Source organism: Nocardioides sp. NBC_00163, from assembly GCF_045206295.1.
Lineage (GTDB): Bacteria > Actinomycetota > Actinomycetes > Propionibacteriales > Nocardioidaceae > Nocardioides.
The window spans coordinates 5,366,206-5,384,075 of record NZ_CP108155.1 but is presented as its reverse complement, the minus strand read 5'-3'; the positions used below and the strand labels follow the sequence as shown (position 1 = coordinate 5,384,075).

Genomic DNA, 17,870 nt, shown 5'->3' with positions numbered 1-17,870 from the left:
TGACACAGGCCAGTCTGGGTCTCAATTGGGGTGCTCCTTGACTCGTCGCCCGACCCTCTTACGGGATGATGGTCAGACCATTAGCACTATATGTAACACAACACAGCAGCGGTGTGAAGGGCGTCACGGACTCTTAACTCAGCCATCGTCGGCTTCTCTGGTTGTTTGAGCAACTGGTTCTTTCGCTGCCCGGAAGCGTGGGAGACGGGCGCATGCCCCAGGTCGGCAAGCCGGGCCGAAGTCCCCACAGACGCCCGCGAGAGGTGTACGGTTAACCCACAGTCCATTGGCCCAATCGCGTCTCGGAAAATCCGCGACGAGCCCCAGGAGGGATCCGCCTTGACAACCTCGAGTTCCGGCGCAGCCGGCGTCGAGATGTTCGCCAAAGTCAGTGTCGACCGGGTCTCGCAAGTGATCGTCGACCAGATCAAGCTGCTCATCCGCGACGGCCGCCTCACCCCGGGAGACCGTCTGCCCAGCGAGCGCGACCTGTGCCAGCGCTTCGGGGTCAGCCGAGTCACTGTTCGCGAGGCACTCCGCGTGCTGGAGGCCAGCGGCCTGGTCGAGATCCGCGTCGGCGCCCGAGGCGGCGCGTTCGTCACCACGCCGTCCACTGAACGACTCGGCGCCGGCCTGGCGGACCTGCTCTCCCTCGCCCCGCTGACCGCGTCCGGCGTCACCGAGGCTCGCAAGATCGTCGAGCTGGGCATTCTGCCGCTGGTCGTGACGCGTGCGACCGACGAGGACATCACCGACCTCCTGGCGATCATCGAGGAGGCCGAAGCCGCACTCGCCGCGGGTGAATACACCATGGGGCTGTCGGCCGCTTTCCACGTCCGTGTCGCCAGCTGCACCCACAACCCCGCGATCGAGATGCTGGTGCACAGCTTCCACGGCCCGATGCTGATGTCGCTGCGTCAGGCACAGATGGCCGCGCCCACCATGGGACACAAGGGCACCGAGGAACACCGTGCCCTCGTCGAGGCGATCAAGGCGCGAGACGTCGATGCCGCTGTCGCAGTGATGGGCACCCACCTCGAGCGCACCGCCGAACGCACCGCCGAGGACACTCACGCCTGATCGAGGATCGTCGGGTCCGTTGGTTTCGACGCTGTCCCGGCTCGTAGTCGGCGCAGTGTCGGCGCGACCAGTGCTGCCGCGCCGACGGCGGTCACCGACGCCACCGCCAGCCCCGCGCGCGCTCCCCACTGGTCACACACCCAGCCGATCAGCGGCATGCCCAGCGGCGTCGTACCCAAGAAGACGAAGCCGTGCAGGGCCATCACCCGCCCGTGCATGCTCGGCTCCGTCCCCAGCTGCAGCAGGGTCTTGGAGAGGGTGTTGAACGCCAGGTTCGCGATCCCCATCAACATGACCGCGGCCATCGCCACCCACAGCCACGGGGCGACCGCGGCCAGTGCGTTGGCCACCCCGAAGGCACCGCCGGCCAGCAGCAGCCGCCAACTGCTGACCCGCTCGGTGGCGGCGGTGCCGAGCGCGCCGATGACCGCTCCGACCCCGAGTGCCGAGGTCAGCCATCCATAGGTCTGCGAGTCACCGTGGAACGTCTCCTTGGCGAGCACCGGCAGCACAGCCCGGAAGTTCTGGCCGAACAGCGCGATCGCGGCGACAAGGATCATGCAGGCGCGCAGCTCCGCACGGGAGAAGACGTACACGAGCCCTTCGCGTACGCGGCCGTGCTTCCGCTCCCCCGGCTCCGCTGACGCGGAGCTGGTGTCGATGAGGAGGAGCCCCCAGATGACGGGTATGAAGGAGGCCGCGTTGATGGCGAAGGCCCATCCCGAACCCGCGACGGCGATCAGCGTGCCGGCGACCGCGGGACCGACCAGCCGGCCCAGGTTGTGCACGGTCGAGGCGAGCGCCTGGGCGTTGACGTAGTCCTGCGGCCGGGTCACCTCGGCGACAAAAGCATGCCGGGCAGGGTTGTCGAAGACGGTCACGAAACCGAGCGAGAGCGAGAGCCCGAAGACCATCCACAGTTCCACGGAGCCCGAGAGCACCACGCCCGCGAGGACGGCCGCGAGCACCAGGCTGGCAGCCTGGGTGCAGATGATGACCCGTCGACGGTCCCAGCGGTCGACGAATGCGCCGCCCCACAGCCCGAAGAGCAGCACGGGCAGGAACTGCAATGCTGCCGCGATCCCCACGTCGACGGCATCCCCGGTGAGGTCGAGGACCAGCCAGTCCTGGGCGACCCGCTGCATCCAGGTGCCGATCGTGCTGACCGAGTGACCGGTGATGAAGATCCGGTAGTTCCGGTGCCCCAGCGAACGAAGCGCCCACGGCCAGCGCCGGCGTCCCTCCGGCTCGACGGGCTCCGTCGACTCAGTCACTGACGACCTTCTCCTCGGCTTCGATACGGGCGAGTGCCCCGCGCAACCTGCCGGCACTCAGCGCCGGCGCCATCACCAGGACCCCCGCGGCCGCGATAGCGGCCGACAGTGGCATCACGAGCACCAGCCCCGCGACCCCGAACGGCGCCACGAAGAGCGCCGCGGCACGGAAGGTGCCGGTGACCGCGATCGCCTCGCCGCGCTCCTCGGGGTGGACCGAGTCGCTGGCGATCGCCGGCCCGAGTGTCTGCAGCGTCCCCGACGAGAGTCCGGAGATGCCGAGCGCGAGACCGACCAGCCAGGCGTTGCCGGCGAGGAAGCCGACGACGCCCAGGCTCGCTCCCGTCACTACCGCGCCGATGGCGAACGCGCGGGCCAGAGCGGCACGCGACGTACGCCCGGCGACGGCCGAGCCACCCACCGAGCTCGCGTTGGCGACCGCGACCAGGGCGCCGACGACGGTGGACGAGTGTCCGGCATGGGTCAGCACGACCGGAACGTACGATCCGAGCAGGCCGCGCCAGGCGCCGGCGGTGACGCCTGCCCAGCAGCCCGCAGACACCCCGGGGCGTCGCCACAGGCGCTCTTCGCTGCGGTCCTTGACCCGCTTGAACGGGCGCAGCCGGTCCATGAAGAGGGTCGGCACGAATGCGACCGCGGCCATGACCGCGCCCCACCCCAAGGCGTACGCCGGGCTCCGGGCCGAGAGGAGACCGGCGATCAGCGGACCGACGAGCAGCCCCGTGTTGGAGACGAAGTTGACCGCCGCCAGCGACTTCACCGAGGAACCTTCGCGACGTACGGCGTGGGTCTGGCTGCCGGTCCAGAAGCAGGCACGGGCCACTCCCTGCAGCAGTTGAGCGATGACGAACGGGACCACCGCCGCGTCGACCGCGACCATCCCGTTCGAGACCCCCAGGATGAGAGTCGCCGCGGCAACGAGGGTCCAGTCCGGGAGGACCCGCATGACCACGCCCAGGCCGAGCCGGGCTGTCATCTGGGCGATCGCCGAGATGGCGGTGAGCACGCCTACCTCGACCGCGTTGTAGCCGGCGTCGATCGCCAGCAGCGGCAGTGCCACGGAGGCGAGTCCGAGAGCGCAGGAGAACAGCGCGGCGCCCCCCGCGGCTGCGAGGGTGTCGCGCGACGGAGAGCGCCGGAGTCTCCGGTGGATCGGCACCGGGTTCGGGGTCAGACCGGGCTCTTGGCGAGCTCGCCGGCACCGGTGTATTCGGGCGCATCCTCGAAGAAGTGGATGTTGTCGTAGCCGAGCGTGCGGAAGAGCCGGTTCTGCGACTGGAACAGGCGCACCGTGGAGCCGTCGTTCGCGAAGATCTGCACCACGTGGTTCTGCGGCACATAGATCGTGTCGCCCTTGGTGAAGTCGAACCGCTTCGGCTCCAACGCCGTCCGCGCGTAGTACTTCTCGGCGATCTCGGCCTCGACCTCCCACATCAGGAAGTGCCCGTCGCCATCGAGGGCGTAGAAGACCTCGTCGGCCATCTTCCAGTAGCGTCCCGACCTGCTGCCCGGATTGATCTTCAGCTCGTAGGAGTCGGTGCTGTGGATGCGACCGTCAGTCTTCTCCGGCGACGCGATGATCCGCTGGTTTCCCAGCTGCGTCATCTCCCAGGTGGTGTCCTCGACGCTGATGACCTTCTTGCGGTCCAACACACCGGGAGTCCAGATCCGGCTCCACTCCTCGCGGGGACCGAACTCCTCGGGCCGGTCGATCGGTCCGCTCTTGCCCTGCTGGATCAGACCCATGAACATCCAGGTGCTCTTCGCCTTCACCACCAGCGCAAGGGCGTTCTCGTCGTACGGGTTGAAGTGCTGGTGCACGGAGTCGGTGTGGACGTAGACGAGGTCGTCCTTCTTCCAGTCGTAGCGGATCCCGTCGTGGATCTCATAGCCCGCCCCTTCCAGGATGTAGAAGGCAGCCTCGTTCTGGTGACCGTGGCCACCGTTCTGCCCGTGCCCGTCGACGCCCGTGAAGTGGACCTGGATCGTCTGGGTCAGGAACTGCTCGTCGCCGGGCCCGACCCGCCACGCCGTGTGCGAGGTCTTGGTGTTGGCCGAGTGGCCGACGCTGCCGTCGTCGACGACGATCGTGTTGTCACGCACTCGCGGGTTCGCGAGCTGTTCCTGACGGAACTCGTTGAGTCCGTACGTCGCCGAGTCGAGCCCGCGAACGAAGGTACGCACCTTCTTCTTCGCCATTGGTTGCCTCCTGTTGGCCGTTGGGTCTGTACCGTGCCGGGCTGCCGTCAGGCGTCGACCGTCGCTGCCGACTCGGGAACCTGGAGCGCGTCGTACGCCGGAGCGTTCTCGACGTAGTGGACGTTGTCGTAGCCGAGCGTTCGGAAGAGCCGGTTCTGTGACTGGAACAGGCGCACCGTGGAGCCGTCGTTGGCGAAGATCTGCACCTGGTGGTTCTGCGGCACGTAGATCGTGTCGCCCTTGGTGAAGTCGTAGCGCTTCGGCTCGAGCGCGACGCGGGCGTAGTACTTCTCGGCGATCTCGGCCTCGACCTCCCACATCAGGAAGTGCCCGTCGCCATCGAGGACGTAGAAGACCTCGTCGGCCATCTTCCAGTACCTGCCCGAGCGGCTCCCCGGCTCGATCTTCAGCTCGTAGGAGTCGGTGCTGTGGATGCGACCATCGGCCTTCTCCGGCGACGCGATGATCCGCTGGTTGCCCAGCTGCGTCATCTCCCAGGTGGTGTCCTCGAGGCCGATGACCTTCTTGCGTTCCTTGACTCCCGGGGTCCAGACGTGGCTCCACTCCTCGCGCGGGCCGAACTCGTCCGGACGGTCGATGGGGCCGCTGCGCCCCTGCTGGATGAGGCCCATGAACATCCAGGTGCTCTTGGCCTTCACGACCAGGGCGACAGCCTTCTCGTCGTACGGATTGAAGTGCTTGTGCACCGAGTCGGTGTGGACGTAGACGAGGTCGTCCTTCTTCCAGTCGTAGCGCTGATCGTCGTGGATCTCGTAGCCCTTGCCCTCGAGGATGTAGAAGGCGGCCTCGTTCTGGTGGCCGTGGCCATGGTTCGAGGACTGCGGGGGCAGCTCCACGAAGTGGACGTGGATGGTCTGGGTGAGGAACTCCTCGTCACCGGGACCGATCCGCCACCAGGTCTTGGACTGTGCGCTGTCGCCGGAGTGGCCGACCTTCGCGTCGTCGACGACGTACTCGTCGTTGCGAACGCGGTCGTACGAGAGCTGCTTCTGCCGGAACTCGTTGAGCCCGTAAGTCGCGGAATCAAGCCCGCGAACGAAAGTACGCAGCTTCTTGGCCATGCATTTCCTCCTGCCGTCAGTGCCATGGCAGGCGTCAGATCGTGGTCGACCTGATCTGCACTGCGATGCATAATGGACTGACCATTAATCTAGGCGTGATCCGCGCCACTGTCCACCCGTCGATTCAAGGATCCGGTCCATGCCCTGGTTCACCTCCTCCACCTCCCTCGCCGGCGCGCTCGCCCAGGAGCGTGCGCTTGCGGAGCTCGTCGGGGCTTCCTGATGAGCGGCTCCGCGGACGGCTCAGGCCTCCTGGAACGGCATCTGGAGTTCGTCCGTGCGCTCCGTACGGCGGGACTGTCGGTCTCCCTCTCCGAGGACCTGGACTCTGTGACCGCACTGGCCAGGGTTCCTTGGAGCAACCGGGCGATGGTCCGCGACACGTACGCCGCCACGCTGGTCAAGAAGCACTCCCAGCGTTCCACCTTCGATGCGCTCTTCGACCTCTACTTCCCGGCGATGGTCGGCGACGGCGGCGGCCGGGCGTCGGACCCACCCGCCCACGAGCCGGTCGGCGACAACCTCGATGTGCTCGACACGATGCGTCGCCGGGTCCGGCGCGCCCTGCGCGAGTCCGACCTGGACGACCAGCTGCTGCGTCAGCTCGCGGCGGAGTCGGTCGGCCGCTTCGGCACCGATGCGGGGCGCACCAACGGCGCATCGCCATGGTCGGCGTACGAGACCCTGCAGCGCCTCGACGTGCAGCACCTCGTCAACCAGCTGGTCGAGGGGCTGATGCGCGACGGCGTCGAGCGCGAGCAGGCCGACAAGTTTGCCCAGCGGCGACTGACCGCGTTCATCTCGGCCGTGCACGCCGACATCGAACGACGCGCCGCTGAGCGGAAGGGGCCGGACCGCAGGACTGCGGAGCAGGTGCGGCCGACGATCGACAAGCTGGCATTCTCCGAGGCGCGCCACGCCGACCTGGCGGCGATGCGCCGCGAGGTCTACCAGCTGGCGCGGCGGCTGGCGACCCGGTTGGCCAAGGAGCGGCGCAGCCGCGGCGGCGGTCCGGTCGACTTCCGCCGGACGATCCGGGCATCGATGGCGACCGGCGGCGTGCCGCTGACCACGCACCACCGGCCCAAGCGCCCACATCGCACCGACCTGGTCGTGCTGTGCGACGTCAGCGGCTCGGTGGCACACTTCGCGCACTTCACGCTGATGTTCGTGTACGCCCTGCGGGAGGCGTTCCAGGGCATGCGGGCGTTCACGTTCGTCGATGACGTGCACGAGGTCACCGACGAACTGCGCCCCGACGCCGGCCCGGAGGAGGTCATCGCCGGGCTGGCCGGCAGCACCCGCGAGGCGGCGCTGGCGGGACGTACGCACTATGGCCGGGTCTTCGAGCGGTTCGCCGCCGAGCACGGCGAGGCGGTGGGACCACGTACGACACTCCTGATCTTGGGCGATGCTCGCGCCAACTACGCCTCGCTCGGCGACGGGCCCCTGCGGGAGCTGGCAGCGGCCGCGAAGCGCACCATCTGGCTCAACCCCGAGCCGGAGCGCAACTGGGGTTCCGGGGACTCGGCTGCGATGGTCTACGGCGACATCGTCGAGATGGCGGAGTGCCGCAACCTCCAGCAGTTGGCCGGGTTCGTCTACGACCTGGCCTGAGCGGCGTTCTTACGGTTGACCCCTACCTTCCACTCCCCATTCGATGTTATGGTCTAACCAATTGACCAATAGGAGCGAAGAATGAGCAGGACGCTGATCATCGGAGCCAGTCAGGCGGGCCTGCAGGTCGCCACCACGCTGCGCGAGTTGGGCGACGACACCCCCATCACCCTGGTCGGCGGCGAGACCCACCTGCCCTACCAGCGCCCCCCGCTCTCCAAGGCCTACCTGGCCGGGAAGGTCGGGCTGGAGGGGCTCACCTTCCGCGGCGAGCAGTGGTATCGCGACAACGCGATCGACCTGGTCCTCGGCGAGAAGGTCACCGAGGTGACCCTTCCCACCGACGGGAGCCGCGGCATCGCGATCACCGCGGCCGGACGACCGCTCGAGTTCGAGCGGCTGGCACTCACCGTCGGCGGGCGAGCCCGCCGGATCGCAGTGCCCGGTAGCGACCTGGACGGCGTCTGCTACCTGCGCCACCTCGACGACGCGGGCGACCTACGGAGCCGCATGGACTCCGCAGAAAACGTCGTCGTGATCGGCGGTGGCTTCATCGGTCTCGAGGCCGCCGCCGGCGTCCGAGCAGCGGGCAAAAGGGTCACCGTCGTCGACATCGCCGACCGGCTGCTCGCCCGCGCTGTCGCCCCCGTGGTCTCCGAGTTCTACCTCGAGGCGCACCGCCGCCGCGGCACCGAGGTCCTGCTCGGCACCGGGATCGAGCAGATCGTCGGCTCCGACGGCCACGTGACCGGGGTAAAGCTCGCCGCCGGGCAGACGCTTCCCGCCGACCTGGTCCTCGTCGGCGTAGGCCTGCAGCCGCGCATGGAGCTCGCCGAGCAGATGGGCCTGGACGTCGACGGCGGCATCGTGGTCGGCACCGACGCGCGTACGTCCCACCCCGCCGTGGTCGCTGCCGGAGACTGCACCGTCACCACCCACCCCGACCACGGCTCTCTCCGGCTCGAATCGGTGCAGAACGCGGTGGCACAGGCGAAGGTCGCCGCAGCCACGCTCCTCGGCGTCGTCCCGCCGGCCGCCGGCATCCCGTGGTTCTGGTCCGACCAGGCCGACCTGAAGCTGCAGGTCGCGGGGCTGAACAGCGGCTACGACGACGTGGTCGTGCGCGGCGAGCCCGACAGCGAATCCTTCTCCGCGCTCTACTATCACGACGGTCAGCTCGTCTCGACAGACTCCATCAACGCCCCGCGTGACTACATGGCCGTCCGCAAGATCCTCGAACGCGGCGGCAACGTATCCCCTGCCGCTGCCGCGAACCCCGACATCCCTCTCAAGGATCACCTGAAGGCGATCGCCTGAGCGACGAGCAACAAAGTACGTGTCGTGATCTCAGCCCTGGATGGGGTCAGAGGATGACGGTCACGGACTTGTTCCGGCCGTAGCTCAGCAGCTCGTCGAGCGAGCTCTCCTTGCCGAGACCGCTGCTCTTGAAGCCCCCGAACGGGGAGCCGGTCGGACGCTTGCCGGTGCCGTTGACCGAGATGTAGCCCGAGTCGATGTGCCGAGCCGTGCGAAGCGCCTGCGAGATGTCGTTGGTCCAGACGTTGCCGGTCAGCCCGAACTCGACATCGTTGGCCTGAGCGATCATCTCGTCATAGTCGTCCCAGTCCAGGACGGAGACGACCGGGCCGAAGATCTCCTCCTTGGCGATCCGCATGTCCATCGTGACGTCGGTGAACGCGGTGGGCTCAATGAAGAACCCGGTGTCCAGGCCGGCGGGCCGCTTGCCGCCGTGGGCGAGCGTGGCGCCCTCCTCGATGCCGGCCTCGACGTACGAGCAGACCTTCTCGTAGTGCGCGCGGAAGGCGATCGGGCCCATGTCGGTGTCGTCGCGCATGGGGTCGCCGACCTTCAGCTCGGAGAGCCGCTTGACCAAGGCGTTGACGAACCTGTCCTTGACGTCTCGGTGCACGAACACGCGCGACGACGAGCCACACGACTGCCCCATCGACCGCGCGAAGTTCATCGCTGCCACGGATGCGACCGCAGCCCGCTCGGCCTCAGCATCCGGGAAGACGATCATCGGGTTCTTCCCGCCGAGCTCGAGACTGACGTGCTTGATCGTGGGCGCACCTGCCGCCATGATGCGTGCCCCCGTCGGTACGGAGCCGGTGAAGGCAACCCGGGGTACGTCCGGGTGACCAGAGAGACCCGCGCCCGCCGTGGCACCGGAGCCGGTGATGATGTTGAGCACGCCCACGGGAAAGAGGTCTTTGACCAGCTCAGCGAGGCGGAGCGCGGACAGTGACGACTGCTCCCCCGGTTTGGCGACGACGGGAGCGCCGGCAGCCAGGGCTGCGGCGACCTTGCTCGAGATGAACTTGATGGGATGGTTGAACGGCACGATCCGCGCGACCACCGGGTACGGAACGAACTCGGTGTAGGTGAGCTGGTCGGGTCCGCTGGGGATCGTCTGTCCCTTCGTCTCACCAGCCAAGCCGGCGAAGTAGCGGATCTCGTTGGCAGCGCTCGTCACGTCCGCGCGCATGCTGGCGACAGGGAGGCCGGCATCGAGCGCGTCCAGCTCGGCCAGCTCGTCGCGGTGCTCGTCGAGCAGATCGGCGTAGTCGCGCAGCAATCGGCCGCGCTGCGTCCATGGCGTGCCGCTCCACTCAGGCGATGCTCGCCGCGCCGCCGCAACAGCCCTGTCCACGTCTTCAGCGGTGGCATCAGGAAGGTCGCCGATGACCTGCTCGGTCGTCGGGTTCTCGGCAGGAAGCGTCGCGCCGTTCGACGCGTTCACGAGTTCGCCGTCGATGAGCATCTTGCGGGATTGAATCGTCGTCACACCGTTCTCCGTCACTGTCGAATGACTCCGTCGGATACTTCGGCCCGCCCGAGGACGGGTGAGTGCCGACTTCCGGCACCCACCCGTTTCACGGTGGCTACTTCTGGCCGGTCACCTCGGCGTACATGTCCTGATAGGTGTCGAACTCGTCCTTGAGCTGCTCGACGTCGACCGAGACGATCTCGGTGCCCTGGTCGAGGCCCGCGTTGGCGTCCTTCTTCAGCGCCGAGGTCAGCCCTGCCTCACGCAGCACCTGCTGGCCATCGGTCAGGATCCATACGTAGAAGAGGTAGGCGGACGCGGGGTGGGGCGCACTGTTCATCAGAGCCACCCCGTTCGGCCGCTGCACGACCGGCTGGACCACAGGCTCGTACGACAGTGGCGCGCCGGTATGGGCCACACCGGCTGTCTGGTAGTCGTACGTCGACATCGCGACCGCGTACTTGCCGGCGGCGAGCTGGCTCATCTGCGCTGCGTGACCGTCGACCATGGCGGAGTTGGCGGCGATGGCCTTGAAGAGGTCGGTGACCTCCTGCTCGCTCATCCCCTTCTCGTTCATGTAGTAGTCGCGCAGCGCCATGAACCAGTCGACCTCGTTGATCTCCATGGACAGCTTCCCCTGGTACTTGGGGTCGGCGAAGTCCTCGATCCGCTTCGGCCAGTCCGCATCGGGCAGCTTCTCGGTGTTGCGTGCGACGACGAACCGGTTGAGCCGGTCGGCCGTCCACCCGTCCTTCTGCCCCTCGTCGACCACGAGGTCGCGCTCAGGACCGGTGAACTCACCGAAGTGACCCTCGGCGGCCAGGGCGGTCAGCTCGAAGCCGTTCAGCTCGAGCAGGTCGGCGCCGTTGTCGTTGCCGCCCGCCTGCTCGGTGTCGACCTTGGTGATGACGTCCTCGGACGACATCCGGGGCATCTCGACCTCGATGTCGTACGCGGCCTCGAACGCCTTCTCGACGACCGGCGCTGCCTCGGGGGTGAGGGTCGAGTAGACGGAGAGCTTGCCCTCGGCCTCGGCGGCCTTGACCAGCTCCTCCATGCGCTCCTCGCCCTCGAGGTTGTTGAACCTCTCGTAGACGTCGGCTGCCTGGTCGATGTTCTCCTCGTTGCCGACGGAGGCGGCGCGGTTCACTCCCCCGCCACAGCCGGTGAGCACGATCGATACGACGACCGCAACCGCGGCCAGTCCCTGGTAGGTCTTCATGGCTACTCTCTCTCCGCATCGGGGTCGAGGTCCTGGATCAGCAGGGTGTTGATCCGGTCGGGCGTGATGCCGGGCATCAGGTCGTACGCGAGGTCGGTCAGCGGCATCCGGTAGCCGAGCGGCTCGGCCATCTTGCGGGCGTTGTCGATGTCCTTCTTCCACCAGGTGAAGCGCATGTGGTCGATCTCGGCGAGCGTCCGGCTGGCGGCCGGGCTGTCCAGCAGCGCCTCCCGCAGCTTGGACGGCGCCACCCCCAGCCGTCGGCCGAGCAGCATCGCCTCGTGCACCCCGGAGATCTGGATCCAGTGGCACAGGTTGTTGACCGTCTTGCCCACCTGGCCGGACCCGAGCGGGCCGAGGTGATGGACAGCCTTGGTCCACGGCTCGAGCGACGGACGGATCCGGTCGAGCACTGCCTCGTCGCCACCGACGAGCAGGTTGATCTCGCCGCTCTCCGCCCCGCGTACGCCACCGGTCAGGGCCGCGTCGAGGACGGAGACGCCGTGCGGAGCACCGGCCTTGGCGATGTCCTCGCAGGTCTCGGGGGTGACCGAGGCGCTGATCACGATGACCGAGCCGTCCCTGGGCGCGGACAGCAGCCCGTCCTCACCGAGGCAGACGGTGCGTACGTCCTCGTCGGAGGGGACGACGACCAGGATCACGTCGTTGTCGGCGATCTCCGTCAGCGTCCGGGCAGGCTTCGCGCCACGTTCGACGACCTGCTGGCGCACGTCGGCGTCCACGTCGAGCACCGAGGTCGGCACCCCCGCGTCCACCAGGTACTCGGCCATCGGGCGACCCATCGCGCCCAGACCGATGACTCCCACACTCTGCGTCATATGTTCTGTTCCTCTTCTCGTGCCTGGATGTGATGTGTCAGCGGATGCCGTGGAAGAAGCCGCCGTCGACCAGCAGGTCGGCGGCAGTGACGAACCCGGCGTCGTCGGAGGCCATGAAGGCGACCGCGGCCGCGATGTCCTCGGGCTGCCCACCGCGGCCGAGCAGGTTCTCGCGCTTGCGGCCCTCGGGCTCGACCTCCTCGCCGACGGGCGAGCCGACCTTGTTGGGGATGACGGTGTTGACCCGGATCCCGTGCTTGCCGAGCTGGTTGGCCATCGAGCGCGACATGTTGAGGACTCCAGACTTGGCCACGCCGTAGACCAGCGCGTTGGGTCTGCCGTGGAAGCCGGAGGTGGAGCCGATGTTGATGATCGCGCCCTGCCGCTGCGTCGCGACCATGTGCTGTCCGACGTACTTGCTGCAGAGGAAGACGCTGTCGAGCGTCACCTTCAGGACCCGGTGCCAGACCTCTTCCTCGAGGTCCAGCACGGTGGCGCCGCGGTCGGTGATCGCGACGTTGTTGACCAAGATGTCGATGCCACCGAGATGCTCGACGACGCCTGCGACCAGGGCCCGGACATCGGCGCTCTCGGAAACGTCGCACTTGAAGAACTGCGCGGCGCCCGGGTGGGTCTCCTCTATCTCGGCGACCGTGCGCTGACCGCGCTCGACGTCGAGGTCGACGACCGCGATCCTGGCGCCCTCGTCGGCGAACCGCTTGGCCACCGCGGCGCCGACGTTGCGGCCCGCTCCGGTGACGAGGGCGACCTTGTTCTCGAATCTCATGAGCTCTCCTGGTTGTGGGAGTTGTCGGGTGGTCAGGCGGAGACCGCGGCGCGGAGCCGCGAGGTCTCGGTCTCGTCGACGCGGTAGCCGGCGTCGTCCGCGACCAGCGCGACGCCGTAGTCGCGGCGGGCGCCGTCGACTGTCACGTAGCCGTCGAGGACGTCGGCGACGACCTGCTCGACCGGGCGGGTCAGCGGGTTGCCATAGCCGCCGGCGCCGGTCATCTCGCGGCGCAGCACGTCACCGGCGTGCAGCCGGAAGGTGCCGTCCTCGGACAGGATCACGTGCTCCTGCGGCGTACCCGGGTTGACGACGGTCGCACCGGCCGAGCCCGGGCGGCCGCTCTGGCGTCCGTCCGGCGCCGAGAGCATCTGGCCGACCCGGCTGCTGAACTGGCCCTCGCCGAGCATGCGGTACTCACGGACGTACGCCAGGCCACCCCGGTGGCGACCGGGGCCGCCGGAGTCGGGGACCAGCTCGAAGCGGACCAGTTCGACGGGGAACTCCGACTCGATGATCTCGATCGGGGTGATGGTGCCGTTGGCGACGTGTGCCTTGGAGGCGGAGACGCCGTCCCCGTCGGCGCGAGCGCCGATCGCGCCCGCGGGCAGCTCGTACTGCACCCGCGGGAATCCCCCGCTCCTATCGAAGTGCGCCAGCGTGCCGCTGATCCCGCGGCTGCTCTCCGCGATCCGGGCCATCGGCAGGATCTCGGCGAGCGCATCGAAGACCGCCTCGGCGGCGACGTTCGCGATCGGCATGTAGGTGTTGACCGGTGCCGGGATGTACGGCTCGAGGCAGGATCCCGGACGGGTCAGGCTTTCCACGGCGAGGGTCAGCCCCTCGTTGGAGGGCAGGTCCGGGTCGACCAGGCACTTGATCGCATAGCTGCAGACCGCACGCACCAGCGGCGGCCGGATGTTGTACGGCCCCGCGACCTGGTCGTCGGAGGCCGTCCAGTCGAAGCTCGCCTGACCGCCGTCGATGCGCACCGAGACGCGTACGACGATCGGCTCACCGCCCTCCAGGCCGTCGCTGTGCACCTTGGCGCTGCCCGTGTAGACCCCGTCGGGCCACTCCTTGACCGCCGCGCAAACGCGCTGCTCGGTCAGCAGATAGAGCCGCTTGCCGGCCGCGGCGACGACCGCGGCGCCGTGCTTCGCGCACAGGTCGGCCACCCGGGAGGCACCCAGCGCGGTCGCGCCCACCTGCCCGCTGAGATCACCGAGAACCAGCTCCGGCGTACGGCTGTTGGCGGCCAGGATGGTCTCGACCTCGAGCACCACGAAGCCCTCGGCCATGAACTTCACCGGCGGCAGCATGATGCCCTCGTGGAAGATCTCCCGGGCCTGCCCCGAGCTGCTGCCCGGGACCATGCCACCGATGTCGCTCTTGTGCGCGATGCTGGCGCTGAAGCCGAACAGCTTCCCGTCGAGCACGATCGGCGAGATCAGCGCCATGTCGGGCGCGTGCGGGCTGCCGCCGTAGTAGGGGTGGTTGACAACGAAGGCGTCGCCCGACTTCAGGGTCTTCGCCGGGTAGCGCTCGAGCAGCGCGTCGACGCAGGCGGGGAAGGCACCGAGGTGCAGCGGCAGCACGGTGAACTGTGAGAGCACCCGCCCCTCGGAGTCGAGGATCGCGCAGCTCGCGTCGCGCGACTCACGCACGATGGTCGAGTAGCCGGTGCAGAAGAGCGCGTTCTGCATCTCCTGGACGATCCCGCCCAGGCTCTGGCTGATCACTTCGACGGTGATCGCGTCAACGGTGCTGTCATCGGTCACATGGGCGGTCATCAGCTGTTCTCCACGATGAGGTTGCCGAGGGTGTCGACGGTGACGCGCTGCCCGGGGCACACGACGGTCGTCGAGTCGTACTGGTCGATCAGGGCCGGGCCTTCGAACGAGTGGCCGGCGCGGAGCTTCTCGCGCTGGAAGACGTTCACCGGGAACGGCGTGCCCGAGACCTCGGAGAAGTACGCCTCGCGTGTCCCGACCACGGCGTCGGTGACCGGTCCGGTCGCCTCCTCCACCGCGGCCAGCTCGACCGAGGGGACCCGGCCGTACGCCTCGACGCGGTAGTTGACGACCTCGACCGGCTGGCCGGGTGCGCTGTGCCCGTGGCACTGCTCGTGGATCACGTCGAAGGCGCCGCGGATCGCGGCGACGTCCTCCGGGGTCTGCGGGAGGCCGGTGAGCGGGACCGGGTTCTCATAGCCCTGACCGGCGTAGCGCAGATCGGCGTAGTAGCGGAACGCCATCTGGTCGAGGTCGAAGCCCTCGGCACGCAGCTGCTGCTCACCCTGGGCCCGCAAGTCCTCGAAGAGCTCCGCCATCGAAGCCGGGTCGACGGTGGCGATGTCGGACAGACGGCTGCGCAGATAGTCGTGCTTGACGTCGGACATGAGCAGGCCCAACGCCGAGAACGCGCCCGGGTACGCCGGGATCACGACCTTGGCCAGGCCGAGGTCCTTCGCGATGCGACAGGCGTGCAACGGGCCGGCGCCGCCGAACGGGACCAGCGCGAACTCGCGCAGGTCGAAGCCACGCTCGGTAGAGATCGACTTGACCGCCTCGCCCATCTGGACGTCGATGATCTTCACGTGGCCCTCGGCTGCTTCGAGCAGGTCCATGCCGAGCGGGTCGGCGAGCCCGGTCCGCACGGCCTCCTCAGCGAGCGACCTGTCGATCCTCATCGCGCCGCCGAGGAGGGAGCCGGAGTCGAGGTAGCCGAGGACGACGTTGCAGTCGGTGGTCGTCGGTTGCGTGCCGCCGCGCAGATAGCAGGCCGGGCCTGGGACCGCGCCCGCGGAGGCCGGTCCGACGTGGAGGGCGCCGTAGGCGTCGACACGAGAGATCGTGCCGCCACCGGCGGCGACGGTAGTGATGTCGAGCATCGGGATCGCGATGTCACGACCGTCGATCTTGGAGCGGTCGGTGATCACCGGCTCGCCGTTCTGGATCAGGGCGACGTCGGTGCTCGTGCCGCCCATGTCGAACGTGATGATGTTCAGCGAACCCGTGTCGCGACTCAACGCACTGCCCGCGGTCACCCCGCCGGCCGGGCCGGACAGGATGGTCCCGACCGCGCGGCCCGCGGTGCTGGCGAAGGGAGCCGAGCCGCCGTTGGACTGCATCGTGAAGCGCGCCTCCGGCGCCACCTTGCGCTCGTCGAGCTCGCCTTCGAGCTTCTTCACGTAGCGTCCGAGGATCGGGGAGACGTACGCGTTGATGACGACGGTGCTGAGCCGGAAGTACTCCCTGATCTGTGGCAGGAGCTCACAGGAGGTCGAGACCCACCACTCCGGGTGCGCCTCGACCAGCATCTCCTTGATGCGGCGCTCGTGGGCGTCGTTCATGAAGGCGAAGAGCAGGCAGACCGCGACCGCCTCGACGCCCTCCTTCTCGAAGCGCTTGATGAGCTCCTTGACGGAGTCCTCGTCGAGAGGCTCGCGTACGCTCCCGTCGGCTGCGATGCGTTCGGCAGCCTCGCCCGTACGTCGCCCGGGGGCCAGCAGCGAAGGCTTCTGGTAGCCGAGGTCGAAGACCGCCGGGCCATACGGCCGGCTCTGCTCCATCGTCTCGTAGATGCCCGTGAAGCCCTCGGTCACGACCAGGCCGACATCGGCTCCCTTCTCCTCGAGCAAGGCATTCGTCGCCACGGTCGTCCCGTGGGAGAAGAAGACGATGTCGCTCGCCGCGATGCCCTCGGCTTCGAGGACGTCGAGCCCGTCGAGCACCGCCCTGCCGGGGTCGTCCGGAGTGGACGGGACCTTGAGGATCCGGTGCTTCCCGGTGTCCTCCTCGAGAAGCACGAAGTCGGAGAACGTTCCTCCGGTATCGACGGTCAGGCGATATCTCGGCACGGGCAACCTCCACCAATGGACTAATGTTCTTTGGTTAGTCCATATGAGGTTCGTCACATCCGTCAACCGGATCCACGGAGTGTGCACACAATTCGTGCCGATCCAGAACGGATCGTTCTGAATCGTTCGGCGGCTGGCTCAGGAGCCTGTCAGCAGAGAGACGACGACCCCGACGAGCGGATTGTCCGACCCGGCTCGATACCCCAGCACCAAGTCCAAGGTCCCGGCCTCGGGCAGGTCCCGAAACACCACGCCGTGCAGCGGATGCGAGCGCACCCCCTCGGGCACGATCGCCACCCCGAGACCTGCCGCGACCAGCGCCAGGAGAACCGATCCACCCGCCGCCTCGTGCTCACGCCGCGGCGTGTAGCCGGCCCCTGCACACAGGCGCGTGACTCGCGCATTGAGCGCAGAGTGCGGGCTGCTGTAGCAGACCCACGACTCATCACGCAGATCGCTCACCGAGATCCGTGCCTTCCCCACCAACCGATGCTTCGCGGGAAGGGCGAGCACCAGCGACTCCGAGACGAAGGGCGCCGTGGCGAGGTCCCGGCCGAGCACGGGCGGTCGCAGGATGCCGACCTCGAGGGTGCCGTCACGCAGCCCTTCACACTGAGCAGGGGTCAGCATGTCGGCATGGATCCCGAGCGCGACGTCCGGCAGCGCCCGCTTCACGACGCGGGCGATGCGCGGCAGGTGGGAGAAGGCAGCGGTGCCGTTCATCCCGATCCTGAGCAGGCCGGCCTGCCCCGCCGACAACCGGCGGACGCCGGCGATCGTGTCGTCGAGACGGCCGAACAGCTGGTCCGTCTCGGACTTGAGGAACTTGCCCGCCGTGGTCAACGACACCTGCCGGGTCGTCCGCTCGAAGAGCGTGACCCCGAGCTCCTCCTCCAGTTGGCGCACCTTCAGCGAGAGGGCAGGCTGGGCGACCTGGAGGCGCTCCGCCGCATGACCGAAGTGGCAGGTCTCCGCGACGGCAGCGAAATAGCGGAGATGGCGTAGATCCATCGACTGACACCAACCTTCCTTCTCTGTTCACCTGCAACCGCTCGTCCGGTGGCCACCCGGCCGGACCACCATAGACTCCGCGATTCCA

Annotated in this window: 14 protein-coding genes; 3 read left to right on the top strand and 11 right to left on the bottom strand. The window is 68.1% G+C overall.

Annotated features, from left to right (window positions below; all coding sequences use genetic code 11):
- Positions 1 to 339: 339 nt before the first annotated feature.
- The gene (locus OG801_RS25800; protein WP_355018422.1) at positions 340 to 1,080 is read left to right on the top strand and encodes a FadR/GntR family transcriptional regulator; all 741 of its coding nucleotides are present in this window, start codon (positions 340 to 342) and stop codon (positions 1,078 to 1,080) included.
- On the opposite strand, the gene OG801_RS25795 is transcribed toward OG801_RS25800, so the two are convergent.
- The 4 genes from OG801_RS25795 to OG801_RS25780 form a co-directional block, all read right to left on the bottom strand.
- On the bottom strand, positions 1,071 to 2,354 hold the full coding sequence (locus OG801_RS25795; protein ID WP_406031909.1) for an MFS transporter: 1,284 nt from the start codon (positions 2,352 to 2,354) through the stop codon (positions 1,071 to 1,073). The two genes, OG801_RS25800 and OG801_RS25795, sit on opposite strands and share 10 nt — an antisense overlap.
- Positions 2,347 to 3,435: an MFS transporter gene (locus OG801_RS25790; protein WP_406031908.1), complete on the bottom strand. Its 1,089-nt coding sequence runs from the start codon at positions 3,433 to 3,435 to the stop codon at positions 2,347 to 2,349. Before OG801_RS25790 ends, OG801_RS25795 begins: the two co-directional genes overlap by 8 nt.
- Positions 3,436 to 3,545: 110 nt before the next feature.
- Positions 3,546 to 4,574, bottom strand: coding sequence for a cupin domain-containing protein (locus tag OG801_RS25785; RefSeq protein WP_406031907.1), 1,029 nt, complete (start codon positions 4,572 to 4,574; stop codon positions 3,546 to 3,548).
- Between the two features lie 47 nt (positions 4,575 to 4,621).
- Entirely contained in the window at positions 4,622 to 5,656 is a 1,035-nt protein-coding gene (locus tag OG801_RS25780; protein ID WP_406031906.1) for a cupin domain-containing protein, read from the bottom strand.
- Positions 5,657 to 5,878: 222 nt separating this feature from the next.
- On the opposite strand from OG801_RS25780, the gene OG801_RS25775 reads away from it, so the two are divergent.
- Positions 5,879 to 7,273 (top strand): vWA domain-containing protein, encoded by a 1,395-nt coding sequence (locus OG801_RS25775; RefSeq protein ID WP_406031905.1) that lies wholly within the window; start codon positions 5,879 to 5,881, stop codon positions 7,271 to 7,273.
- Positions 7,274 to 7,354: 81 nt separating this feature from the next.
- Positions 7,355 to 8,590: an NAD(P)/FAD-dependent oxidoreductase gene (locus tag OG801_RS25770; protein WP_406031904.1), complete on the top strand. Its 1,236-nt coding sequence runs from the start codon at positions 7,355 to 7,357 to the stop codon at positions 8,588 to 8,590.
- 46 nt (positions 8,591 to 8,636) lie between these two features.
- On the opposite strand, the gene OG801_RS25765 is transcribed toward OG801_RS25770, so the two are convergent.
- The 7 genes from OG801_RS25765 to OG801_RS25735 form a co-directional block, all read right to left on the bottom strand.
- Complete coding sequence (locus OG801_RS25765; protein ID WP_406031903.1) at positions 8,637 to 10,079, bottom strand: aldehyde dehydrogenase family protein; 1,443 nt, start codon at positions 10,077 to 10,079, stop codon at positions 8,637 to 8,639.
- Positions 10,080 to 10,176: 97 nt separating this feature from the next.
- A complete protein-coding gene (locus OG801_RS25760) occupies positions 10,177 to 11,283 on the bottom strand; it encodes an ABC transporter substrate-binding protein (protein ID WP_406031902.1) in 1,107 nt (368 codons plus the stop codon).
- 2 nt (positions 11,284 to 11,285) lie between these two features.
- The gene (locus tag OG801_RS25755; protein ID WP_406031901.1) at positions 11,286 to 12,122 is read right to left on the bottom strand and encodes an NAD(P)-dependent oxidoreductase; all 837 of its coding nucleotides are present in this window, start codon (positions 12,120 to 12,122) and stop codon (positions 11,286 to 11,288) included.
- A 37-nt stretch (positions 12,123 to 12,159) separates the two neighbouring features.
- Positions 12,160 to 12,909, bottom strand: a complete 750-nt coding sequence (locus OG801_RS25750) for an SDR family NAD(P)-dependent oxidoreductase (protein WP_406031900.1) — start codon at positions 12,907 to 12,909, stop codon at positions 12,160 to 12,162.
- A 32-nt stretch (positions 12,910 to 12,941) separates the two neighbouring features.
- Entirely contained in the window at positions 12,942 to 14,702 is a 1,761-nt protein-coding gene (locus OG801_RS25745; protein WP_406031899.1) for a hydantoinase B/oxoprolinase family protein, read from the bottom strand.
- Complete coding sequence (locus OG801_RS25740) at positions 14,702 to 16,771, bottom strand: hydantoinase/oxoprolinase family protein (RefSeq protein ID WP_406031898.1); 2,070 nt, start codon at positions 16,769 to 16,771, stop codon at positions 14,702 to 14,704. Before OG801_RS25740 ends, OG801_RS25745 begins: the two co-directional genes overlap by 1 nt.
- 138 nt (positions 16,772 to 16,909) lie before the next feature.
- Positions 16,910 to 17,782, bottom strand: coding sequence for a LysR substrate-binding domain-containing protein (locus tag OG801_RS25735; RefSeq protein ID WP_355018409.1), 873 nt, complete (start codon positions 17,780 to 17,782; stop codon positions 16,910 to 16,912).
- Positions 17,783 to 17,870: the final 88 nt, after the last annotated feature.